Annotated in this window: 12 protein-coding genes, 3 tRNA genes and 1 pseudogene; 5 read left to right on the forward strand and 11 right to left on the reverse strand. The window is 58.5% G+C overall.

Going from position 1 to position 24,567, the window contains the following annotated elements; genetic code table 11:
• The first annotated feature begins 282 nt into the window (after nucleotides 1–282).
• The 3 genes from AC1AWD_RS05745 (at nucleotide 283) to AC1AWD_RS05755 (ending at nucleotide 577) form a co-directional block, all read left to right on the forward strand.
• Nucleotides 283–354, forward strand: a tRNA-Val gene (locus AC1AWD_RS05745).
• Between the two features lie 40 nt (nucleotides 355–394).
• Nucleotides 395–467, forward strand: a tRNA-Val gene (locus AC1AWD_RS05750).
• Between the two features lie 34 nt (nucleotides 468–501).
• A tRNA-Gly gene (locus AC1AWD_RS05755) sits at nucleotides 502–577 on the forward strand.
• Between the two features lie 190 nt (nucleotides 578–767).
• Here the strand turns inward: AC1AWD_RS05755 and AC1AWD_RS05760 are convergent.
• The 9 genes and pseudogenes from AC1AWD_RS05760 to AC1AWD_RS05800 all read right to left on the reverse strand — a co-directional run bounded on the left by AC1AWD_RS05760 (nucleotide 768) and on the right by AC1AWD_RS05800 (nucleotide 18,076).
• On the reverse strand, nucleotides 768–3,002 hold the full coding sequence (locus AC1AWD_RS05760) for a GTP-binding protein (RefSeq protein ID WP_476564433.1): 2,235 nt from the start codon (nucleotides 3,000–3,002) through the stop codon (nucleotides 768–770).
• A gap of 303 nt (nucleotides 3,003–3,305) precedes the next feature.
• Complete coding sequence (gene ileS, locus AC1AWD_RS05765) at nucleotides 3,306–6,629, reverse strand: mupirocin-resistant isoleucine--tRNA ligase (protein ID WP_476564435.1); 3,324 nt, start codon at nucleotides 6,627–6,629, stop codon at nucleotides 3,306–3,308.
• 341 nt (nucleotides 6,630–6,970) lie between these two features.
• Complete coding sequence (locus AC1AWD_RS05770; RefSeq protein ID WP_476564437.1) at nucleotides 6,971–9,925, reverse strand: cation-translocating P-type ATPase; 2,955 nt, start codon at nucleotides 9,923–9,925, stop codon at nucleotides 6,971–6,973.
• A 375-nt stretch (nucleotides 9,926–10,300) separates the two neighbouring features.
• Nucleotides 10,301–10,711 carry a GtrA family protein gene (locus AC1AWD_RS05775; protein ID WP_476564439.1) on the reverse strand — a complete coding sequence of 137 codons (411 nt, stop codon included), beginning with the start codon at nucleotides 10,709–10,711 and terminating at the stop codon, nucleotides 10,301–10,303.
• Nucleotides 10,705–10,839: a hypothetical protein gene (locus AC1AWD_RS05780; protein WP_476564441.1), complete on the reverse strand. Its 135-nt coding sequence runs from the start codon at nucleotides 10,837–10,839 to the stop codon at nucleotides 10,705–10,707. The genes AC1AWD_RS05775 and AC1AWD_RS05780 overlap by 7 nt, the downstream gene beginning before the upstream one ends.
• A gap of 410 nt (nucleotides 10,840–11,249) precedes the next feature.
• On the reverse strand, nucleotides 11,250–13,265 hold the full coding sequence (locus AC1AWD_RS05785; protein ID WP_476564443.1) for an ABC transporter ATP-binding protein: 2,016 nt from the start codon (nucleotides 13,263–13,265) through the stop codon (nucleotides 11,250–11,252).
• Complete coding sequence (locus tag AC1AWD_RS05790; RefSeq protein ID WP_476564445.1) at nucleotides 13,262–15,094, reverse strand: ABC transporter ATP-binding protein; 1,833 nt, start codon at nucleotides 15,092–15,094, stop codon at nucleotides 13,262–13,264. The genes AC1AWD_RS05785 and AC1AWD_RS05790 overlap by 4 nt, the downstream gene beginning before the upstream one ends.
• On the reverse strand, nucleotides 15,091–15,630 hold the full coding sequence (locus AC1AWD_RS05795) for a MarR family winged helix-turn-helix transcriptional regulator (protein WP_476564447.1): 540 nt from the start codon (nucleotides 15,628–15,630) through the stop codon (nucleotides 15,091–15,093). Before AC1AWD_RS05795 ends, AC1AWD_RS05790 begins: the two co-directional genes overlap by 4 nt.
• A gap of 200 nt (nucleotides 15,631–15,830) precedes the next feature.
• Nucleotides 15,831–18,076: pseudogene (locus tag AC1AWD_RS05800) on the reverse strand (exo-alpha-(1->6)-L-arabinopyranosidase).
• A 165-nt stretch (nucleotides 18,077–18,241) separates the two neighbouring features.
• Here AC1AWD_RS05800 and AC1AWD_RS05805 point away from each other — a divergent pair.
• Both AC1AWD_RS05805 and AC1AWD_RS05810 read left to right on the forward strand, forming a co-directional pair.
• On the forward strand, nucleotides 18,242–18,820 hold the full coding sequence (locus AC1AWD_RS05805; RefSeq protein ID WP_476564449.1) for a TetR/AcrR family transcriptional regulator: 579 nt from the start codon (nucleotides 18,242–18,244) through the stop codon (nucleotides 18,818–18,820).
• 263 nt (nucleotides 18,821–19,083) lie between these two features.
• Entirely contained in the window at nucleotides 19,084–20,364 is a 1,281-nt protein-coding gene (locus AC1AWD_RS05810) for a glycerate kinase (protein WP_476564452.1), read from the forward strand.
• Between the two features lie 5 nt (nucleotides 20,365–20,369).
• Here the strand turns inward: AC1AWD_RS05810 and AC1AWD_RS05815 are convergent, their stop codons facing one another.
• Nucleotides 20,370–21,965, reverse strand: a complete 1,596-nt coding sequence (locus AC1AWD_RS05815) for a DUF5605 domain-containing protein (protein ID WP_476564454.1) — start codon at nucleotides 21,963–21,965, stop codon at nucleotides 20,370–20,372.
• A gap of 235 nt (nucleotides 21,966–22,200) precedes the next feature.
• Nucleotides 22,201–24,546: a glycoside hydrolase family 3 N-terminal domain-containing protein gene (locus AC1AWD_RS05820; RefSeq protein ID WP_476564455.1), complete on the reverse strand. Its 2,346-nt coding sequence runs from the start codon at nucleotides 24,544–24,546 to the stop codon at nucleotides 22,201–22,203.
• Between the last annotated feature and the right edge of the window lie 21 nt (nucleotides 24,547–24,567).

Raw genomic sequence — 24,567 nt, forward strand, 5'->3', positions numbered from 1 at the left:
GATAATTGCAGCGCGCCAAAATTTTTGACGCTGCGTTGATGTTGATGATTGCGACACGCTGATATAACGCAATGCTTTCCCCTGCTTCATCATTGCGACCGCCTTCGCGACACGCCGATGAAACAGGGTTTTTATTGCTTTTTGGCCTATCGCAGCTAAGTTTGACCCATTTTCGGCGATTTTGCCGATTTTTATAAAACGTTGGAATTCCAACGTTTTCAAACACGACACGCCGAAGGATTTGCTTGCTGAGGAAAACGCCGGTAAGTTAGCACTCGCTTCGGGCGGTTGGCGCAGTGGTAGCGCACTTCCCTGACACGGAAGGGGTCACAAGTTCGAATCTTGTATCGCCCACGAACGCGAATAGGTCATGCGACGGCATGAGTTATTCTGCGGGTGATTGGCGCAGCGGCTAGCGCACTTCCTTCACACGGAAGGGGTCATAGGTTCGATTCCTATATCACCCACTGGAGTCTCGCTTCTCACGGCGAGAATCCTCACGCGGACATAGCTTAGTTGGTAAAGCGCAACCTTGCCAAGGTTGAGACCGCGGGTTCGAGTCCCGTTGTCCGCTCCACTGAAAAGGCCTCCCAATCGGAGGCCTTTTGCGTATCCGCCTTCATCTCGTCGTCCAATCGTCATTCCAACCGAACGCCAAAACGGTCACAAATGCTGAAACCAACCAACCGCATCAGCAAGTGTGACCGAAAAACCACCCAAAAACGGTCACACTTGCAGGAGAAATGCGACTACAGAGACGACGGGCCCTATTCCGCATAATTCAGGTGAGCGAATTCGGGGACTTTGTACCACTTGACGGGGTAGCCGGCACCGTGGGCGCAGAACACCGAATCCGGTGTGTTTTCCAGATCGGATTCCGGATCGTACTGCGCCTCAGCCACGACAGCGTCTTCATCATGGCAGGGCCTGTATCCGTCGAATACGCAACTCACATGGCCTCGACCATGCGTGTAGGCGTTTACGTCCATCGCATAATCACGCATACCAGCAACCGGCGCGCATCCTGTCAACACCGCATATTCACCATCCGACGAAGGCGCGTCAAAAGCACCGCCCATACGCTGCACGTCGCTCATTGCACGCCCCAACATATCCTGCGGAACATCTAAGCGGAAGCGATACCAAGGTTCCAACAGACGACAGTTGCCGACACCTGCGATGCGCGAAGCGCGCGGCGCCGCCTGCGTCGCATCATCAGACGACGAAGCCGCAGACGAAGACGCTTTCCCCCTCACGGAATCAGAAAAATCATCACCAGCGGCAGCGCGCTCATCCTCATCAACTGCATCACCCGCAAAACGCTGCGCAATATCAAACGGATCAGCATCCGTCGGCACACCAGCCCGCAATTCCATCAGGCCTTGTCGAATCGCACGATAGGTCGCCTGTCGGAAATCACCGCCTTCCGTATGCTTCACATGCGCACGACCTGTCAGCAATGTGATTTTCACATCCGTCAGCGGCGAACCCGTCAGCACACCCAAATGCTCACGTTCGGCGAAATGCGTCATAATCAGACGCTGCCAATTGCGGTCCAGCACATCCTCACTGCACGCGGTCGCAAATTGCATGCCACTGCCCTGCGGCAGCGGCTCCAAGCGCACATGCACCTCCGCATAATGCCGCAGCGGTTCGAAATGGCCGATGCCTTCCACCGGCGCCGTAATGGTCTCCTTATACAGAATGCCGCCCTGCCCGAAAGAAACGTCCAAGCCGAAACGATCCAGCATCATCTGCTGAATGATTTCCAGCTGTACAGCGCCCATCAACTGCACATGCGCCTCCTGCAGGCGAGGCTGCCAGACGACATGCAGCAGCGGGTCCTCATCCTCCAATTGGCGCAATGCCATAAGGCACTTGTGAATGTCGTTATCGCCCGGCAACAGCGTATACGTCAGGACGGGCTGCAATACGGGATTTTCAGCGTTCCGTTCGCATCCGAGTCCCTCGCCGGGGAAGGTGTGTGTCAAGCCCGTCACCGCACAGATCGTGCCGGCGGGAACAACGTCGACCGTGGTGAATTTCGCGCCGGAGTAGACGCGCACCTGGTCGGCTTTCTCCTGCCATATGCTGACTGTGTTGACACTGCCAGCGTTACCACTACCGGCCGCTACGCCACTGACACCGCCGCCAGCAGCGACACCGCCAGACCCCTCGCCAGCGTCCGCACTCCCCCGCATCACGCCAGACAGCATGGTTTTCGCCTTGAACACGCCACCGGTAATTTTCATCCATGTCAGACGGTTGCCTTGCGAATCATGCGACACCTTATATACGCGCGCACCAAAATCATCACCGTACTGTGGTGTGCGCGCGTACCGTCCGAAGCCCGTCATGAATGCGTCGATGCCTTCCATTTTGAGCGCCGAACCGAAATAGCAGGGGAAAATCGCACGCACGGCAATCATATTGCGTATGGTATCGACGCTGATGCTACCGGATTCCAGGAATTCTTCCATCGCCGACTCGCTTTGCATGGCGACGTCTTCCTGCTCTTCGGGCGCGATGTCACCTTCGAAATCGACGCAGCCGTCACCCAGTCGGCGACGCAGCTGTGCGAGCAGCGCGGCTTTGTCGGCACCGGGAGCGTCCATCTTGTTGACGAAGATGAATGTGGGCACGTTGTAGCGTTTCAACAGTCGCCATAACGTTTCCGTATGACCTTGGATGCCGTCGCTGCCGCTGATGACAAGGATCGCATAGTCGAGGACGCGCAGTGTGCGTTCGGTTTCGGCGGAGAAGTCGACGTGGCCTGGAGTGTCGAGAAGGGTGAGCGTCACGTCGTCGGTTTGGATGACGGCCGGTTCGGCGAAAATGGTGATGCCACGCTGCCGCTCCATCGCATTGGTGTCGAGAAAGGCGTCGCCATGATCGACGCGTCCCATTTTTCGCAGTGCGCCGCTGGAATATAGCAACGCTTCCGACAGGGTGGTTTTGCCGGCGTCGACGTGGGCGAGGATGCCGGTGACGATATGTTGCATGTTTCTTCCTTTTGACGACGTTGCCATATCAATGCCGATGCGATGGCGATTATAAAGCTGATTATGAAGGACGATTTTTGCGGATGATTACAGATGTTCGCGATTGATTGCAAATCGCTGCAGACATTACAGACAGTTGCAGATTTACAAAATATTGAAAGACCGTAGACGAGCGCCCTGCATGAGGGCGACCGCCTACGGCCTATCTGTTGCGACTGCTTCTCATCTGTGTGCTTGACTCACATGGGTGATCCTGAGAACCATTCGCGGTGATTCCGCTCCCATCTCACGACGGGAACGAAATCAAGCTTTTGCTACCTGAACCTGCAGTTCGTCGCCTGCGGTGATGTTCAGCGTGGTGGCGAGGGTCTCCCCTGCCACGAGTTCGCGGAACTGTTCGACCTTGGCAACATCTGCGGACGGAGCGGTCAGGTTGAGCGTAATGCGGTCGGCGATGTCAAGACCGGCGGCCTTACGGGCGTCCTGCACGGAACGAATCACGTCACGGGCGAAGCCTTCAGCGATGAGCTCGTCGTTCAGAGTGATATCGAGAATCACGAAACCGCCGGTCGGCAGGGCTGCGGACACGATGTTGTCGCTGTCGGACGGATTGGCTTCCTCAACACGGTTGACGAGCTCGTATTCACCTTCGACCAGTGCGATGTCGCCGTTCGGCGTGGACACGACCGGAGCACCGTCGGCGCCCACATACCAACCGCCGGACTTGGAAGCCTTGATGGCGAACTGCACCTGCTTGCCCAGACGCGGGCCGGCGGCGCGAGCGTTGACCTTCAGCTCGTTGACGATCTTCAAACCATACTCGGAAGCGTCTTCGAGCGTGCAGAATTCCACATCCTTGATATTGAGCTCGCTCTTCAGGGTTTCCGTATAGGCGGCGACGGCTTCCGGATCGGAAACGACGACGGTCATGCGGGCCAGCGGCTGACGCACGCGAATCTGCTCGCCCTTACGCAGCGAGAGAGCGGCGGAGACGACTTCACGCACCTTTTCCATGGCGGAGACCAAAGCTTCGTCGTCGACCAGCACGGCGCCCAGCTCGGTGGTTTCGCCGTCTGCAGCACCTTCGGCAGTCAGATACGGCCAATCTTCAAGATGCACGGATTCGCCGCCTGTCAGACCACGCCACACCGCTTCGGCTTCCATCGGAGCCAACGGAGCGAGTACGCGCATGAAGGTTTCCAGCACGGTGTACAACGTGTTGAACGCGTTCTCATCCTCGTTCCAAAAACGATCACGAGTGTTGCGGATGTACCAGTTGGTCAGCACGTCGATGAAATCGGACACCGCATCGCAAGCGTCGGAGATCAGGAATTCGTCGAGCGAATGTTCGACTTTTTCGATCAGGCGACGGGCGCGGGCAAGCAGGTAACGGTCCATTTCCGGCAGGGAGGCCACTTCTTCGGCCTTGAGCATGCGTGCGTCATAGCCGGCGCCGTTGTTGGCGGCGTTGGCGTACAGCGTGAAGAAGTAGTAGGAGCTCCACACCGGCAGCATGATCTGACGGACCGTGTCTCGGATGCCCTCGGAGGTGACGATCAGATTGCCGCCGCGCAGGATCGGGGACGACATGAGGAACCAGCGCATCGCGTCGGAGCCGAAGTCGTTGAACACGCCGTTCACGTCCGGATAGTTGCGCAGGTGCTTCGACATCTTCTGACCATCGGAGCCGAGCACGATGCCGTGGCAGATCACGTTCTTGAAGGCCGGCTTGTCGAACAGGGCCGTCGCCATGACATGCAGCAGGTAGAACCAGCCGCGGGTCTGGCCGATGTATTCGACGATGTAGTCGCACGGGAAGTGCTGTTCGAAGGTTTCCTTGTTTTCGAACGGGTAATGGTACTGGGCGAACGGCATGGAGCCAGACTCGAACCAGCAGTCGAGCACGTCGGTGATGCGGTGCATATGGCTCTTGCCGGTCGGATCGTCCGGGTTCACGCGGGTCAGGTTGTCGATCCACGGGCGATGCATGTTGATTTCGCCCTTGTCGTCACGCGGATAATCGCCGAAGTCAACTTTTAGCTCTTCCAAAGAGCCGTACACGTCGACGCGCGGATATGCCGGATCGTCGGAGACCCACACCGGAATCGGGGATCCCCAGAAACGGTTGCGGGAGATGGACCAGTCGCGGGCGTTGGCAAGCCACTTGCCGAACTGGCCGTCCTTGACGTTGTCCGGAATCCAGTTGATTTCCTGATTGTGGGCCAGCAGTCGATCCTTGATCTTGGTGACGGACACGAACCAGGAGGAGATCGGCTTGTAGATCAACGGGGTTGCGCAGCGCCAACAGTGCGGGTAGGAGTGCACGTAGCTCTTCTCCTGGAAGAGGATGGCGCGGCGTTCTTCCGAAATGGAGGCCAGCGGACCGTCGCCTGCACGCAGGTTGCGCAGAATCGGCAGGTTGGCTTCGAATACGAACATGCCTTCGTATTCCGGGCACAGCGAAGTGAAACGGCAGCCGGCGTCGAGCACGTCCGTGCTCTTGATACCCTTGGCGTTCAACGTGTTCATATCGTCTTCACCGTATGGTGCCTGATGCACGAGGCCGGTACCTTCGACGGTGTCGACGTAGTCGGCGGTGAAAATCGTGTAGCCGTTCGGACCGGGCACGTTGCCTTCGGTTTCGGCTTCCTCGCCGGAGAAGTACGGGAACACCGGCCAGTAGCGCCAGCCTTCCATTTCGGCGCCCTTGAGTTCGCGCACGATCTCATAGTTTTCGCCGAGTTCCTTGGCATAGGAACCCAACAGGGCCTTGCCAAGATAGAACTTCTTGCCGGCGAACTTACCTTCGGTCGGCTTGACTTCGACGTAGTCGATGTCGGCGCCGACGACGATGGCGAAGTTGGTCGGAACTGTCCATGGCGTGGTGGTCCAGAACACTGCGTACGCGTCTTCTTCATCACGCAGTTTGACGGCGACGGAAACGGTGGTGTCCTGACGATCCTGATACACGTCGGCGTCCATGCGCAGCTCGTGTGCGCTCAACGGCGTACGATCCTTCGGGCAGTACGGCAGCACGCGGTAGCCCTGATAGGCCAGGCCCTTGTCATACAGGGTCTTGAAAGCCCACATCACGGATTCCATGTACGGAATATCAAGGGTCTTGTAGCCGTGTTCGAAATCAACCCAGCGTGCCTGACGGTGCACGTAGGTCTTCCATTCGTTCGTGTACTTCAGCACGGAGGCGCGGCAGGCGTCATTGAACTTTTCGATGCCCATCTGCTCGATCTGGTCGACGGAGTCGATGCCGAGTTCCTTTTGGGCTTCGAGCTCTGCCGGCAGGCCGTGCGTATCCCAACCGAACACGCGATTGACCTTGTGCCCCTTCATGGTCTGATAACGCGGAATCACGTCCTTGGCATAGCCGGTCAGCAGGTGTCCGTAATGCGGCAAGCCGTTCGCGAACGGCGGGCCGTCGAAGAAAACGAATTCATTCTGGCTGTGGTCGCCGGTTTCACGACGGTCGATGGATTTCTGGAACGTATCGTTTTCGTCCCAATATTCGAGAATGGATTCCTCAAGCTTCGGGAAGCTGGGATTCGGCGCGACGTTGGCGCTCAGCTCGCCAGCAGCGGCCTTCGGATACACATGATTGGCGGATTCGCTCACCGTTGGTCTCCTCGTGCAGGTGTTTCGCTACTTTTCTACTGCCACGAGGACGACGAAATCGCATACGCCACGATTCCACCGCGGTACCACCTCGCTTGCCGTCCGATATCACGCCACATTCCGAGATGCGGCACAATCGCACGAACGACCGCTTGTGTCCGGCTGTTTCGGGCCGGTCCCGTCGGGTCTAATAAGCGATCATTTCACCGAATAATCGCCGTTCTTCCGATGACTCCCCGCTGATAACGGATCATCGCCACGCTGCCGCCCATATTAACACCCCAGCCGGGACGTTTCTCAGGCTCCCATCGGTAGGAACACGATCATCGACATCACAAACGTCACCGCATCTCACGCCGCCGACGCATCCTACGCCAAATATATTTGCGCAATTCTTCAATGCCGAGCGTCACAAAAGGCAGCATCGCCAGGTACGCGTAATCAGCAGGCTTCAGCATCGCCGTATGGAACACGGCCTGCAATGCCGGCACCGTCGCAATCGCAATCAGCAAAAGAATTTCAGTAATGATGCCCAAATTGATCGTCTTATTGGAAAACAGCCCCACCGAAAACGCGGACTCCGTTTCCGTACGGCAATTCCACACCGCACCGATCTGCGCGAACACAATCGAAGCGAGCGTCATCGTCGTGGCGAGCCGGTAGACGGCATCGTTGTCGTCACTCAGGCCAGCCAACGGCACCGCGGGCCAGCCGTTCAACATATTGACGAAGAAATAGCCGAGCATCGACAGCACTGCGGCGACAAGGCCATACCAGAGGAAGGCTTTTACCATAATGCGGCCCGTCAGCAGGCGCTCGTTCGGATTGCGCGGCGGCTCCTTCATCACATCCTTTTCAGGCGGCTCCGTACCCAACCCCAGCGCGGGGATCATGTCAGTGCCCAAATCGATGGTCAAAATCTGCATGGTGGTCAGCGGCAGCGGCACAGCGCCGCCGGAAAACAGGTAGACCGCCGACGGCGCAGCCTCCGGCATATTGGAATTCAAGATGTACAGCAGGAAACGACGAATATTCGCGTAAACGGCGCGCCCCTCTTCGATTGCGGAGACGATAGATGCGAAATTATCGTCGGTCAGCACGATGTCGGCGGCCTCTTTCGCCACATCAGTGCCGGTGATGCCCATGGCGACGCCGACATCCGCCTTTTTCAACGCCGGCGCATCGTTGACGCCGTCGCCGGTGGTGGCGACGATTTCGCCCATCGTCTGCAGGCATGCGACGACACGCAGCTTCTGCTCAGGCGCCATGCGGGCGAAAATGACTTCGCCGCGCAACGCTTCGGTCAGATCGGCGTCGTTCATCGTGGCCAGTTCAGCGCCCGATATGACGCGGGCGTCATCACTGGTGACGATGCCGATTCGGCGGGCAATCGCTTTTGCAGTGCGGCCGTAATCGCCTGTGATCATGATGATGCGCACGCCCGCTTCGCGGCATGTGCGCACGGCGTCAGCGACTTCCGCGCGAGGCGGGTCGACCATGATTTCAAGCCCCAAGAAAGTCAGATCACGTTCAACGTCTTCAGGCGCGCAGTCTTGCAGGGTCTCCTCGGTGAGGCTCACGTGCCGACAGGCGACGGCGAGAACGCGCAACCCTTGGTCGGCGTACATGTCGTTGGTTTGATTGATGGCATTCAACATGTCGTTGGTGAGGGGCACCTTCCTGCCATTGATGCGCGCATGCGTGCACAGGCGAGCCACCTCGCCGGGGGCACCTTTGGTGACGGCGATCAGTTTGCCGGCATCGTTGTCTTCCATACTGCCATCATCGCGTACGACGACGGACATCATTTTGCGACGCGAATCAAAGGGCAGTTCGGCGACGCGCGGCAGCTGCTTGGTCGCTTCGTCGGGATTGATGCCGGCCTTGCAGCAGGCGACCAACAGGCAAGCTTCAGTGGGGTCGCCGGTAACGCGCCAGTGAACGCAGGAGGTGCTGCCGTCGGCGGCGATGCCTACAGCGACAGCATTACTGCCAGTATTGTCAGCGGCGATGCCAGTATTGCCCGCATCGTCAATAGCAGTATCACCAACAGACGTATTGTCAGCCGTAGTGTCGTCACAACGAATCACATGAGCGTTCGAGCACAGCGCGCCACCCAACACCAGCGAGCGCAAATCAGCATCATCAGACGCACTATGCTGCAGGCCATCCACCGTGATATTGCCTTCCGGTGCATAGCCCGTACCCGTGACCACGTATTCATGACCGAGCGTCCACAAGTGTTCCACCGTCATCTCATTACGCGTCAACGTGCCGGTTTTATCCGTGCAAATCACCGACGTACAACCCAACGATTCCACGCTTGACAGGCGTTTCACCAACGCATTGCGCTTACTCATGCGCTGCACCGCCATCGCCAGCGACAATGTCACCGTCGGCAACAGTCCTTCAGGAATGAACGCGACCATCATGCCGAGCGCGAAAATAAACGCCTGCTCGGCCGCGTTTTTCACAAACAGCACGTCCAAAACAAAAAATGCGGCACCGATAATGGCCGCAAACACCGTGATACGCCGCGTCACATGATTTAACTCACGCTGCAACGGGCTGCCGTTATCCTGCGTATTCTGAGTCAAGCGCGCGATCTTGCCGAAGCGCGTGTTCATACCGGTGTAGATGACGACGGCGCTGCCCGTACCGCCGACGACCGACGTGCCCGCATAAATCAGATTCGGCATTTCCGCCGCGGGCAGGCCTTCCGTGTCAGCAGCGTCGGCATGTTTACGTACCGGCGTGGATTCACCGTTCAAGGTCGACTGGTCAATCTGCAGACGGCTCGCAGCGACCAAACGTGCATCGACGGAAATACGGTCGCCTTCTTCGATGATGAACACATCGCCAGGCACCATGTCTTCCGCGAGAATGCGATCCGCCTGACCATCACGAATTACCGTCACGTATTGCGGCAGCATACGTTTCAACGCTTCCGCAGCTTTGCCGGCCTTGTATTCCTGCCAGAAGCTGAACACACCGTTGATGATGTTCACCAGCCACACGGCGATGCCCAACTCCGGCAAACCGGCGATCAGGGCGACCAGCCCAGCCGCCCATAGGAGAATGGCCATCAGATGGGTGAAACTTTTCAGAAACACGATGATCGTGGGTGTTTTACGCTCTTCTTCAATCGCATTGGGACCGTACGTGTCCAGACGAATCTGCGCTTGCGATGCGGAAAGTCCGTTTTCGCTTGTTTTCATGGCTTTGTAGACGGCGTCTGCCGACATGCGGCTGACCTCATCCATCGAATACGATGATGCCCGATGTTGCAGCGTCATTGCCATCGCCTCCAATCGCAGAGAATCCTGCGTGCACCGATGCGCGTTTCGCAGGGCGCTTTTGCGCGGTCTGCACGGTCTGTACAGACGCGTACCTCCAGTGTAGGTCCGATTTTTGGGCGTGAATGGGATTGAAGAATAGGAGGGGATATGTGGATAACGGAATGGGATGAGGCGACCGATGTTCTTCGCATGCGGGGAGACGATGCAAATCGGGACGGAAGCGGATTCCGACCCAAAGTGACTCACCAGTGGCCGAGTCCTGCCACAACCGTATACAATGAGTCGTTCGAATCATTGATTCGACAGGCGCCTACTCCGATCCGCACCTCCCCCGAATAGAAAACAATAAAATCCGAATCGGCCGTCACACATTCATTTAAAGATCACATGCCGGCATAACGGATACCCCCATGCGAACTGGCAAGCCATGCAGCCAAGTTTGACCAGCATGGGATCCACACCAGTCATGGCCGGAATCACCCCTATGACGGTAGTGCTGAATAGCAGATTCCATACCCACAGCAGAATGAACAGAATGATGGAACGCATCATATTCCCAGACGCCTTGAACGTCACGTTACGGTTCATCACGAAATTGTAGGATGCAGAGCATATGACGGCGACAGCGTTCGCAATGACCGCAGGAATCATAAGCTGAAGAACCGCGAACGTCACATACTCAATGATGGTCTGCGAGCCGGAGACCAGGATGTAGAAGAACAGCCGGTGGCCATCATGCCCATGACTGCTCTCATGCCTGTTCCCATTCACCCCATTCACCATGATGCCATCACCTTGTCCTTACCGCCCATAAACCAACCGCTAATGATATGCCGGAAAACATAATCGGTAAACGCCAGCATCAATATGCAAAGCGAAAAGCGAGCGATACGACGATTGTCCTCGATCATCACGTCCTCACACCGATCAACTACGCCTATGCGGGGAAAACGTCGGCCGGGACGCGCACGTCCGCCCGCACCGTCGGATCATCCCCGCGTATGCGGGGAAAACGACAGGCACCAGCGGCGACTACGACACCCATGCCGGATCATCCCCGCGTATGCGGGGAAAACGGATTGATTGCATTCATACCGCCACCGCCTTGGGGATCATCCCCGCGTATGCGGGGAAAACATCAGCAGCGCCCTGAATGATAGTAGGAATACCGGATCACTTCCGCGCATGCGGAAAACAACAAATCCACAGTATACCCATTCTTAATCAACGCAAAAGGGGAGTCTCCCACAACTCAATGCGGGAGACTCCCTGCCTTTAATCAAATGCGAGGCGGCCAGTCGGTAACGTCTCGACCGGCAAACTACTCCAGCTCCACCGCTCCGGTGTACAGCTGGTAGTACTCGCCCTTCTGCGCGATCAGCTCATCATGCGAGCCACGTTCGATGATGCGGCCATGATCGAGCACCATGATCACGTCGGAATTGCGCACGGTGGAAAGACGGTGTGCGATGACGAACACGGTACGTCCCTTCATGAGGTTATCCATGCCGGCCTGCACCACTTCCTCGGTACGGGTATCGATCGAAGAGGTCGCCTCATCCAGAATCAATGCCGGCGGATCGGCCACTGCAGCGCGCGCTATGGAGATCAGCTGACGCTGGCCTTGGGACAGGCCGGAGCCGTCGCCTTCGAGCACGGTCTGGTAGCCCTTGGGCAGCATGCGGATGAAGCCGTCCGCATTGGTCAGCTTCGCCGCGGCGATGCATTCCTCATCCGTGGCATCGAGACGACCGTAACGGATGTTGTCCATAACGGTGCCCGTGAACAGGTTCACGTCCTGCAGCACAACGCCGAGGGAGCGACGCAAGTCCGGCTTGCGGATGCCGCGCACGGAGATGCCGTCGTACAGGATCTGGCCTTCCTGAATGTCGTAGAAGCGGTTGATCAGGTTGGTCACCGTGGTCTTGCCTGCACCGGTCGCGCCGACGAGTGCGATCTTCTGTCCCGGCTTGGCGAACCAGGTAATGTCGTGCAGCACGGGCTTGTCCGGATTATATCCGAAGGTCACGTTGGTGAAACGCACATCGCCACGTAGCAGGGTCAGGCGACCGTCCGGCGAAGTGATGGCCTGTTCCCTGGCCTTCATGGCGACTTCTCGTGCGGAGCCCTTGAGCTTTTCGGCGGCCTTGAGCGAACGGGTGCCATCGTCGCCGGCTTCGCGCTTCCATGCCCAGTGGCCGGTTTCGTGGTCCACTTCGGTCATGGTGCGTCCGTCTTCGCCGAGTTCGACGTTGACGAGCGTCACGGTGCCGCCGTCGCTTTCGGAGGCTTCATCCATCAGCATGAAGATGCGCGAGGCACCGGCGAGGGCCATCATCACCATGTTGAACTGCATGGAGACCTGTCCAAGCGGGTTGATGAACGAACGACTCAGAGTCAGCAGGGAGATCAGTGTACCCAGCGTGAGCTGTCCCGCACCGGACAGACCGAAGTTGCCGACGCCGCCCAACGCCATGGCTCCGCCGACGATCGCCAGAAGAATGTAGAGCAGGTAGCCCATGTTGCCGACGATCGGCATCGTGACGTTACCCCAGGTGTTTGCTTCGGCCGAGGCTTCGAATAGCGCTTCGTTCTTGTCGTCGAAGGTCTTCTGCGTGGCGTCTTCGTGATTGAACACCTTGATGACCTTCTGGCCGTTGACGGCTTCCTCCACGAAGGCGTTGACGTCACCGAGCTCGATCTGCTGCTTGACGAAGTAGCGTCCGGAGCGGGATACGACCTTGCGCACGATGACGAACAGCAGCACGGTGAACACGAGCACGAACAGGGTGACCGGCACGGACAGCCAGAGCATGGAGACAAGCGCGGCCACCGCGGAGATCGCGGCGGAAAACATCTGCGGGAACGACTGGTTGATCGCCTGGCGCAGCGTATCGGTGTCGTTCGTGTAGCGGCTCATGATGTCGCCGTGTTCGTTGGTGTCGAAGTAGCGAATGGGCAGACTTTGCTGATGCGCGAACATGTCATCGCGGATCTTCTTCAGGGTGCCCTGTTCGACGGCGACGATCAGCCACTGCCATAGCCAGCCGCAGATGATGCCTGCTGCATACAGGCATCCCATCAGGGTGATGGCCCGCAGCAGCGGTCCCCAATCAGGATTGTCCGCACCGACCATCGGCAGGATGTAGTTGTCGATGAGCGACTGCAGGAACAGCGCGGATCCCGCTTGTGCGGCGGCGCCGACCAGAATGCAGATCACGACGAGTGCGACATGCACCTTGTATTGGAAAATGTATCCGAAAATACGCTTGGTGGTGCCGGGTGCGGCTTTGCCCATGTCGGGCTTGCGTCCGTTGAATGACTGCTTGTCGCTCATTGGGCCTCTCCTTCCTCTTCCGGCTTTCCTTGGTTCTTAGTCTGGGATTCGTAGATTGAACGGTATTCGTCGCATGTGGCGAGCAGTTCGTCATGCGTGCCGCGCGCCATGATTCGACCGTTGTCCATGACGAGGATCATGTCGGCGTCCTGCACGGATGCGACGCGCTGGGCGATGATGATCTTCGTGGTGTCCGGGATCTCATTGCGGAACGCGGATCGGATCAGCTGGTCGGTCTTGGTGTCGACCGCGCTGGTCGAATCGTCGAGGATGAGGATCTTCGGCTTCTTCAGCAATGCGCGGGCGATGCACAGGCGCTGGCGCTGGCCGCCGGAGACGTTGGTGCCGCCTTGTTCGATGTACGTGTCGTACTTCTTCGGGAATTCCTGGATAAATCCGTCAGCCTGGGCGAGCTGGCATGCGTGACGCAGCTCCTCGTCGGTGGCGTTCGGATTGCCCCAGCGCAGGTTCTCCGCGATGGTTCCGGAGAACAGGACGTTCTTCTGCAGCACCATGGCGACCTGATCGCGCAGCGTCTCCATGTCATATTCACGCACGTCAAGACCGCCGACCTTCAACGATCCGGAGCTGACGTCATACAGGCGGGGCACGAGCTGCACGAGGCTGGACTTCGCAGAGCCGGTGCCGCCGACGATGCCGACGGTCTGGCCGGATGCGATGTGCAGGTCGATGTCGTCCAGCACGGGCTTTTCGGAGCTGTCGGAATAGCGGAAGTTGACATGGTCGAAGTCGATCGATCCGTCCTTGACTTCCATGACCGGCTCGTCCGGATTGACGACGGTGCTCTGTTCCTGCAGCACCTGGCAGATTCGCTCGGCAGACGCCTGGGAGATGATGAACATGATGAAGATCATCGACAGCATCATCATGGCCATGAGGATCTGCATCGCGTAGGTGACCAAAGCGGTGAGGTCGCCGGTGGTCAGGCCCAAGGCGGCGTTGTTGCCAGAGGCGACGATCTGCTGTGCGCCCATCCATGCGATCAGGATCATCGATCCGTACACGCATACCATCATGATCGGGCTGTTGAAGCTCATGATGCGTTCGGCCTTCATGAAGTCCTTGAAGATGCGCTGGGAGATGGCGTCGAACTTGCCTATCTCGTGCGCTTCGCGGTTGTAGGACTTGACCACGCGGATGCCCTGCAGGTTTTCGTCGACCACGTTGTTGAGCTCATCGTATGTGTGGAACACGCGTTCGAACACCGGATGGACCAGCGCCGCCAGGCCGCACAGGCCGATGGCGAGAATCGGGATGCAGGCGAGGAACACCAGCGAGATCGACGGACTGATGCGGAAGGAGAAGATCCATGCGACGATAACCATGATCGGGGCGCGTACGCCCATACGGACCATCATCGAATACGCGTTCTGCAGATTCGTCACATCGGTGGTCAGACGCGTGATGATGGAACCCGTGGAGAATCGGTCGATGTTCGTGAAGCTGTATTCCTGTACCTTCTTGAACTGATCGTGACGCAGGTTCTTGGCCAGACCTGCGCCGGCGATCGCCGCGAACTTTCCGGCGAAGAAGCCGCTTGTCAGCGAAATGGCCGAGCAGATCAGCAGGATGATGCCGAATTTGACGATGGCGGGCATGCTTTTACCAGTGATGCCTTCATCGATCAGCGTCGCCATGATGGTCGGAATCAGGATTTCCAGGATGCTTTCGACGGTGACGAAAGCAGGGGCCAGCAGACTGGCCTTCTTGTATTCTCGCAACGATTTGCCGAGTGTACGTACGATATGTTGCGGGCGCGCCAGTTCATCGTCGCGCCGACTCTGCTTGGCGGCAGCGGTCTTAGTCACTTGTCTTCCTCCTTCTTCGTATTGTTTCCCTTGTTGTCGTTCATGTTGGCGTCGGCCGTTTCGAACATACGCCCCGTCTTTTTTTCAGCCGCGATTTCTCGTTGTGCCAAAGCGATGTTGTCCCGCATGCGCAGCACGTATTCCAGTACCATCGCCTGCTCTTGTTCGCTGAATCCTTCGACGAGCCGTCGCTCCACGCGTTCACCGTTTTCCCTGAGGCCGGATACGATCGCATCGGCCTTGTCGGTGAGGACGATGCGTTTGCACCGCGCATCATGGGCGACCGGTTCCCGGGTAACCAGCCCTTTTTCCTCCATCAGGGACAGGACGCGCGAAGCCGTGGAACGCGTAATGTCGAATCGTTGTTCGATGGTGTGCTGATATATATCAACATCGCGGTTACGCGCCAGGAACATGATGATATGCGCATTCCCGCCAGTGGCGGCTCGAGCGGAGCCCGGCATGCTTTCCGTCAGGTAACGGTCCACGGCCCGGGTCAAGGCCCTTATTTCGAGGCTGAGAATATGTCGATCCACACTACCTCTCTTAGTTGTATATGCAACATGGCATGCTAATACGTCCCATATACAACAGTTGTAGATACAACAATCGGCGTGTCGCTTATACTCAACGGCGCCAAACAGACCATACGATTGAGGACGCGGCCCCGCACCACGACGGGTTCCGCGTCCTCAATCGCATCACATCGGCGATGCCGTTACGACAAAATCAACGATCAGTCACGCAGTCGCGCATACTCCTCGATCAGGAATTCGGTGATGCACTTCCCGGGCTTGCCGAGCAACGTGGTCAGACTGTTGATCGGCATGGAATCGGCGAAGAGATTCACCATGTCGTTGTCGGGCAGGACCGGCAGCTCGCCGGACTTCCCCTTGGCCCGCATCTCCGCAACGGCCTTTGCGCCGATTGCATCGGTCTTCTATTCGCCCAACGTGGACCATTCGGTCAAGTCCATGGCCTTGCCGTCGCCATCGAGCGCAACCGTCACCGTGTCAGCGATGTCGCGAGACGAAACACCGACTTCAATGCCGTATTCGCCGGCTTCGACATGCCAATCATTGAAACGCTCGGACCAGTAGGCGAAGGCGCGTTCATCCAATTCGATGCGGACCTCCACGGATTCACCGCCCCTGAGGAACACCTTCTTGAAACCTTTGAGCTCATGTTTCGGACGAGCCACCTCAGCCTTGCCCGGCGCGACGTACACCTGCACGGTTTCGGCGGCATCCACATCGGACGTGTTGGTGACCACCGCAGTGACCGCCGCGGTGTTTGCGCCGGTCTTGATGGCCTTCACGTCGCTGATTGCGAAGGTCGCGTAGCTCAGGCCATAGCCGAACGGGTAATCGACCGCCTTTCCGTACGTATCATGGTAGCGGTATCCGACGAACACCCCTTCGCCGTAATCGACGTGACCTTCTTCGCCCGGCCAGTTGATCATGCTCGGATCGTCGTTGATATCCATCGGCACGCTTTGCGCCAGCTTGCCGGACGGACTCACCTCACCGAACACGACATCGGCCAACGCGGCGCCGCCGGCCTGCCCAAGCAGCCAGGATTCCAGGATGCCCTTGGCCTGCGCCGCCCACGGATGCACGGTGACGACCGAGCCGTTCGACAGCACGACGACGACGTTCTTGTTTTCGGCGGCGACAGCCTTCAGCAATTCGATCTGTTTGGCCGGCATATCGAGGTTTTCGCGGTCGAATCCTTCGGATTCCGCCGCCTCCGGCAGGCCGAGGAACATGAGGACGACATCGGCGCCTTCCGCGACACGAACGGCTTCGTCGACCAGAGCCGGATCGGCCGGTTCGAGGTCCAGCGTGAATCCGGGTGCGAAATCAGCCTTGATGCCACGCACGTCGAGGGCATCGAGGAAACTGGTCATCTTCGTCGGCGTGATGTGGGAGGAGCCGCCGCCTTGGTAGCGCGGTGTGCGCGCGAATTCGCCGATGATGGCGATCTTCGCATCCTTGGCGACCGGCAGGATGGCGTCGTCGTTTTTGAGCATGACGATTGATTCGACGGCGGCCCGGCGGGCGACTTCGTTGTGGGCGTCCACGTCATAGCGGTAGCCTTCGATGCTCATCGCAGCGCGGGTCTTGTCGATCAGATCAATCATGCCTTGGGCCATGCGATCAAGCTGTTCCGGCTGGATACGCCCGTCCTTTGCGGCGTAGACCACCTCCTCGTCGGTGAAGCTCGGCGGCATTTCCAAGTTCAGTCCGGCGTTGAGCGCGGCGGCGCGATCATGCACCGCTCCCCAATCGCTCATGACGATGCCGTCAAAGCCCCATTCGTCGCGCAGCACGTCAGTGAGCAGCCAACGGTTCTGCGAGGAGTGCACGCCGTTGATCTTGTTGTAGGAGCACATGATGGTCCACGGCTGAGCCTCTTTGACGATGTGCTCGAAGGCCGGCAGGTAGATTTCGCGCAGCGCACGCTGGGAGATGTTGGCGCTGATGCGCAGACGATCGGTTTCCTGATTGTTGGCGGCGAAATGCTTCAACGACGTGCCGACGCCCTTGGACTGCACGCCCGCGACGATGCCGACCGCTTCATGACCGGCCAGATACGGGTCTTCGCTCCAATATTCGAAGCAGCGACCGCCAAGCGGGTTGCGCTTGATGTTCACGCCGGGACCGAGGATGACAGCGACTTCTCCTGAACACACTCCTCTCCCATAGCCTCGCCGACCTTGTGGATGAGGTCGGGATTCCAGGAGCTGGAAAGGCCGGCGGCCGGCGGGAAGCAGGTGGCGGGCACGGAATCGTTCAGATCGGTGTTGCCGGTTTCCGACGCCAACGACTTGCGCAGTCCGTGAGGACCGTCCGTGATCATATAGCCCGGGATGCCCTTGCTCTCGACTCCCTGCAGATGCCAGGCGTCGCCGCCGGAAGTCAGGGATGCCTTCTCTTCCAAAGTCAGATCTTTGACGGAAGGATACGTGTTCTCGCTCATTACGCCTTGTTTCCGATATTGTCGGCAGGATTCAACTCCGAAACCTTACTAACCGATTGGTAGGTAGTTTATCAGAAGCACTGCAAAAAACACATCGAAGCACTTTGAGAAATAAACGAACCATCCATACAGTAAACCCAGGTCAACAGCAACGAAGGAGCCGACATGTCCGCCGAGGAGATTGATAGTCGCACAGCCATACTCAACGCAGCCGTCGAGTCCTTTGGCGCACTGGGATACTACGGCACATCGCTGCAACGCATCGCCACAAAAGTGGGACTCACCAAAGCCGGCGTATTGCACCACGTCGGCAGCAAAGAAGGCCTGCTTGAACTGGTCCTCAACGAAATGTACGACGAAGCGACCGAACGCATCATCGTCGATATGGCCGTCGAACAGCATCCTCTCATCAGTGAAATGTTTCGTCACATCGTCGCCGTTAACGCGCAGCGCCCAGCATTAGTGCACATGTTCTCCACACTCAGCGCCGAAGCGCTCAATCCCGACCACCCCGCACACGCGTATTTCGAGGAGCGCGAGCGCACTGCCGCCGAATATACGAACAATATTCGCTGGGAGGTTCCTGATGGTGTCAATATCGACCAGGTGTTGTATACAGGTTGGAGCGCGATGGATGGCGTGCAATTGCGCTGGCTGCGCTTCCCCGGCCAGGATTTGATGGCCTTATGGTCGGCTTGCGAAAACACGCTGTTCCCCTTGCCGCAGTGGGACAGGTATCGGTAGGCTGCCTGCCGCCCGCGACGTTTTGCGGAGGCAACCACCTTCTCAGTCTCCCCATTCCGTCGCGAAACCGCCCTTTTGCGACGCCTTGCGGAGGCAACCGCCCTCCTCGCCTCCCCAAAACGTCACAAAACTACTTATCCGCGACGTTTTGCGGAGGCAACCATTGTCTTCGCCTCCCCAATCCGTCGCAAATCGGGTTATCATTGCAACCATTGTTCGACGATGTGGCCAGTCCGCCGCATCGCACGCAGAATAGATGAATTATGCGCTATTTGCTTGCTCCGGATTCTTTTAAGGAATCGCTGTCGGCTTCTGAAGTTGCCGAGGCGATGGAACGCGGTATACAACGTGCCGACCCGAAGGCGCAGTGCCGCCTGCTGCCATTGTCGGATGGCGGCGAGGGGTTAACGGATGCGCTGGTCAATGCGACGGGCGGCGAGTTTCGTTTTGCCAACGCGCATGATGCGTTAGGCAGGCCGATTCAGGCAAAATTCGGTTTTCTTGGTGAGGATTACACCGACGATAACACATTCGCAGATAATAACCTTTTCGCAGCCGATGACGACCCAACCGCTCGCGCGATTGACAATCTCCACGTTTTCACCAGCCCCCGCACACGCACGGCGGTTGTCGAATTGGCTGCGGCCAGCGGTCTGGAGAGGATCGCCGACGGCGAGCGCGACGCGTTGGCCGCGTCTACCTTCGGTACGGGTGAGTTGATTCGCGCAGCGATCGACGCGGGTGCGTGGCATATTGTGTTGGGTCTGGGCGGCAGCGCGACGACGGATGGCGGCTCCGGGCTGGCCCGTGCGCTGGGTTTTCGTTTGGTGAATGAGTATGGTGAAGATTTGCCGTTGGGCGGCGGCTCGTTGATTCATCTGGCGAGGATTGACGGCGGTTTTGTGCCGGAGCGTGTTCGTTCGACACGTTTCACGTTGGCGTGCGATGTGACGAATCCTTTGACGGGCCCGATGGGCGCCTCCTACGTGTTTGGCCCGCAGAAGGGCGCAAACGCCCGACAAATGGCTGTACTGGATAAAGGCTTGCAGAATTTCGCCGATGTCGTGATGCGATACAACGGCAGCGACATTCGCGATATTCCGGGATCTGGGGCGGCCGGCGGCACCGCCGCCGGCATGTTGGGATTGTTCGACGCCGAAATCATGTCGGGGATTGAACTTGTTCTTGAACTGTCCCATGCACATGAAGCCTGCGATTGGGCTGATCTTGTGATTACCGGAGAGGGTTCCATTGATGTGCAGACGCTGCGGGGCAAAGCTCCCGCAGGCATTGCAAGGCTTGCGCAGTCCTGCGGCGTGCCGGTCGTTGCGATTGGAGGCAAGGTCACCCGCGATATCGACGTCATCGATGAATTGTGTGATTCCGGCATTCAAGCCGTATTCGGCATTGCGCCCGGAGCGGCTGATTTGCCGACACTGCTTGCCGACGCATCTTCCAATATCGAAGCGGTCTGCTCATCGATTGCCGGCCTTGCGGCGTCATTGCGATCGCATCACGACCGCGATGACGCCGCGCCGCGATGAGCGTTTCACACGCGTCGAATGCGAACGGCCATATACTGGAGTCCCAACGGCACGCGCACCCGGTCTTTGTATGTGCCGGGCATTGTCTCCACCATCATATTCCATGTGTCAATCACATCGACCGTGTATTCGCCGTCATCAGGCAATGTGAAAACGCGATAGGCGGGACGCAGAATTCCGAAATACGCCAACTGGTATCCGTCGGCGCGCAATATTGGGATATCCCAATATTGCGCGTTTTTCTCTTGCACTGGCGTTGCCGGCATGACCGTGCCTTCCGAATTTGAGACCGGCCACGTCCATTTCGATGGGCACTGTTCCCCCAAGGGCGCTGCATCGCATGGCGCATCCGCGAATATGCCGCGCATGAAACCGATGCGATCCGGCGAATCGCCGTATAGTTCACCGCCATGCGACCACCAAATTTGCGGGCCGTGATCTATGAAGGTTTCGCCGTGCGTCACGTAGCCGCCACGCATCATGCCTTCCCAGCAACGACGCGTCATTTCCTCGCCGGTCAGGTTTCCCCAGCCCCAGTAAATATTGCCTTCGTACCCGACCTCGTCGTAGACGACGGGCTTGCCGTACAGCTTGCGCCATTCGTCCGTAAGCTCCGTGACACGTGTCATTTCAGTGCGTTGCATGGAGCAATGCGTGCACCATGGCTCGTTGTAGTCATATACGGTGACGCAATTGTGGATGGAACGCAGATGATTGAACGCGTCGTTTGCCATAATGACGCGCGCGTAGCGCCGCCAGGCTTCAAGCGGCTTGCGGTCAAGCAGGATATCGTATTCGTTGGCCAACGACCACCACACGTTTTTGCATGCGCCGTAGCGGCGGGCCATGTAGCGCAGGTAATGGTCGTCTTCGGCTTCGCTCATCATGCTGAAGCCCCATTCCTCCTGGTCGTAGGGATGCAGCAAGATGATGTCCGCTTCGATTCCCAGTTCGTCGAGCTGTTCGATGCGATGATCCAGATTGGTGAAGAATTCCTCATTGAAGCGCGTACGGTCGAAGCCTGTTTCCTTGGAGCCCTGATATGCATAGGCCCATGGATCGGTGGTGTTGAAATCGTAATATTTCGGGAACACGCACATACGAATTTTGTTGAACGGGGACCGTGCAAGCGTTGCCAGCGTCCGCTCCTGCACGTCGGCAGGCTGGCTGACCCATGCATAGCTGGTTGTGCCATACGGCTGGTATGGCGTACCGTCCTCGTAGCAGAAGCGGTACCGCAGTTCGGCGCCATATGCGCGTCGGGCTTCGCCCCGCAGTACGTCGCCGGCGAGCAATACCCTGCCGTGATTATTGCCGGCAGCCGGTGTGACGGTGATGCTTCCGGTTTGACTATTCAAATCCTGGCTGTTGCTACGTGTGGCGTACGTCCACTCGCCGGTTACGGACGGCATGAAGCGTATTGCATAACGCCCATGCCCGCGGTAGAAGCCGCCCACACGCACTTGCTCGCCCGTAGCCCGGCTGGTGAATTCCGCCGTCAGCTCGACGTCGGCATAGGGGTTGCCCCCGGTGGGGCCTTGGAAATCCAATTCCAGCATTCGGTATTGTTCGACGCTGTACGCTTCATCGTGTTCTGACATGCACATCTTCCTTAATGCCGCATCGCCCGCCGCGCTGCGGCACCGCAGTGCGGGCTTTTACCATATCGTCTTCGACAGCGCCCATCCTAGCGGATGCGTATATGAAAAGGCGCATGACTCGCGGGAGTCATGCGCCTTATGGTCGTGCGTCGCACCATCCGTCGGTCATGCGCAGGCATCAGCGAACATCACATGAGGTCCTGCCTTACGACATCCGGTTTTGCAACGACCAATCTCACTTGACGGTGAAGGTCGCGGCCTTCAGATCTTCAGGACGGCTCGAATGGCCGATCAGCAGTTCGAATTCGCCCGGTTCGACGATGCGGTCGGCCTGCGGGTCGACGATCGTGCAAGCGGAAACCGGAATGTCGAATTCCACGGTCATGCTCTCCCCCGGCTGCAGCGTGACGCGCTTGAACGCCTTCAGCTCGCGGTCGGTCCAGCTGTAGGAGGTGACGACGTCGCTGATGTACGCCTGGACGACCTCGGTGCCCGGCCGGTCGCCCGTGTTGGTCAGTTCGATGCGCGCATGCACGGTATCTTCTTCGCCGAAGGTCGGGCCGTTCGTGATTTCAGGCTCGCCATACATGAAAGTGGTGTAGCTCAGACCTTCGCCGAACGCGAACGCCGGATCCTGGGTCAGGTCGGCGTAACGGTTGCCATGCTGGCCACGAATCTGGTTATAGTACACGGGCAGCTGTCCGACGTGACGCGGGAACGTGATCGGCAGGCGTCCGCTCGGCTCGGTGATGCCCAGAATGATCTCGGCGATGGCGCGACCGCCTTCCATGCCCGGGCTCGGAGCCCACAGCAATGCGCTGGCGAGCGCGCCTGCGCCACGTCCGATGACGCTGCCGTCCGCGCGCACATTGGCGGCTGTCGGCATTTCGCCGATGACGGATACGGGCAGAATCTGCGGCTTGGAGCTGATGAGGACGACGACCAGAGGCTTGCCGGTTTCCTTGGCGACCTGGCCAAGCGCGTCAAGCATGACGTTCTGGCCACCCTGCAGGTCAAGCGTCGCCGTGGAGCAGCCTTCGCCGACGAGCTGGACGACGTCTCCGACGACGGCGACGACGAGATCGGATTCACGGGCCTGGGCGACCGCTTCGTCGATGAGCTTCTGGTCGACGGCCGCCGGAATGGCGACGTGCGGACGCAGCTGGCCGTCCGGGTAGAATTCGCCTTCCGGATCGGGCACGAGATCGACGATGTTGGAGCCGCGGGCGTAGGTGACTTCGGCATTATCGCCGACAAGCTGCTTGAATCCGTCGAGCACGGTGGTGATCATGTTGCGCGGATGGCCTTCCGGCATCCAGTTGACCTGTCCGGAGTTGCCGGCCCAATCGCCAAGCTGGGTCTGCGCATCGTCGGCGAGCGGACCGACGACGGCGATGCGCTTGGCGGCCGTCGCGTTGAAGGGCAGTGCACCATTGTTGGCGAGCAGCGCAACGGATTCGCGGGTCAGGTCAATGTTGACGCTGCGATGCGCTTCGGAGCCGATGACGGCCTTGATGCGATCGGCGTCAGGCAGGCGTGGATCTTCGAAGAGGCCGAGGCGGAACTTCAGCGCGAGGATGCGGGAGACGGCGGCATCGATCAGGCTTTCTTCAAGCAGGCCGGTCTTTACCGCCTCGATGGCGCCTTCGTAGAATTGCGGCGTGGTCATCACCAGGTCGTTGCCGGCCTTGACCGCGTCGGCAGCGGCATGCACATAGTCGGGTTTGATCTTCTGCTCCCACACGGAACGGCCGACATTGTCCCAGTCGGTGATCAGGGTGCCTTGATAGTTCCATGCGCCGCGCAGCTTGTCGCTCAGAAGCCACTTATTGAAGGTGACCGGCACGCCTTCAATGGATTCGTAGCCGAGCATGAAGGTTCCGCAGCCTTCTTTAGCGACGCGTTCGAATGGCGGCAGGAACCAGGATTCGAGCTTGCGATGCGAAAGATCCGCTTCGGATGCGTCGCGGCCGCCTTGGGTTTCGGAATATCCGGCGAAATGCTTGGCACAGGCGAGAATGGCGTCCTTGGCGAGAGGTTCGCCGGCCTTGGCCCCACCCTGATAGCCCTTGACGATGGAGGATGCGAGTTCGCCGATCAGATACGGGTCTTCGCCGAACGTTTCGCCGACACGGCCCCAACGAGTGTCACGCGCGATGCACAGAACCGGGGAGAACGTCCAATGCACGCCGGTGCAGGAGACCTCTTCGGCCGTCACACGACCTGCGGCTTCGATTTTTTCCGAATCCCAACTGACGGCCATGCCGAGCTGTTCCGGGAAAATGGTGGCACCCGGCCAGAACGAGTATCCATGAATGCAATCGTCGCCGATAACCAGCGGAATGTTCAGACGCGTCTTGGTGTTGACCATGTCCACTGCGCGAGGCAGATCTTCCGGACTGGTGTGCAGGATCGAACCGACATGCCTGTTGACGATCAGATCTTCCAATTCGCCGCTGCGCGCATCGAGCTGCATCATCTGGCCGACCTTTTCCTCCAAGGTCATACGGCCAAGCAGATCGGCAATGCGATCATCGACCGGCAGGTCGGGATTTTTGTATGGCAGGGTTTCGTCCGGCATGTCTTCGCCTTCCTCACTGAA

It is taken from the genome of Bifidobacterium sp. LH_512 (assembly GCF_056356435.1).

Bases quoted from the DNA above. Each gene is read 5' to 3' on its own strand.
- AC1AWD_RS05760 (WP_476564433.1), bottom strand. From the start codon at position 3,002: ATGCAACATATCGTCACCGGCATCCTCGCCCACGTCGACGCCGGCAAA.
- AC1AWD_RS05770 (WP_476564437.1), bottom strand. From the start codon at position 9,925: ATGACGCTGCAACATCGGGCATCATCGTATTCGATGGATGAGGTCAGC.
- AC1AWD_RS05775 (WP_476564439.1), bottom strand. From the start codon at position 10,711: ATGGTGAATGGGGTGAATGGGAACAGGCATGAGAGCAGTCATGGGCAT.
- AC1AWD_RS05780 (WP_476564441.1), bottom strand. From the start codon at position 10,839: ATGATCGAGGACAATCGTCGTATCGCTCGCTTTTCGCTTTGCATATTG.
- AC1AWD_RS05785 (WP_476564443.1), bottom strand. From the start codon at position 13,265: ATGAGCGACAAGCAGTCATTCAACGGACGCAAGCCCGACATGGGCAAA.
- AC1AWD_RS05805 (WP_476564449.1), top strand. From the start codon at position 18,242: ATGTCCGCCGAGGAGATTGATAGTCGCACAGCCATACTCAACGCAGCC.
- AC1AWD_RS05810 (WP_476564452.1), top strand. From the start codon at position 19,084: ATGCGCTATTTGCTTGCTCCGGATTCTTTTAAGGAATCGCTGTCGGCT.
- AC1AWD_RS05815 (WP_476564454.1), bottom strand. From the start codon at position 21,965: ATGTCAGAACACGATGAAGCGTACAGCGTCGAACAATACCGAATGCTG.
- AC1AWD_RS05820 (WP_476564455.1), bottom strand. From the start codon at position 24,546: ATGCCGGACGAAACCCTGCCATACAAAAATCCCGACCTGCCGGTCGAT.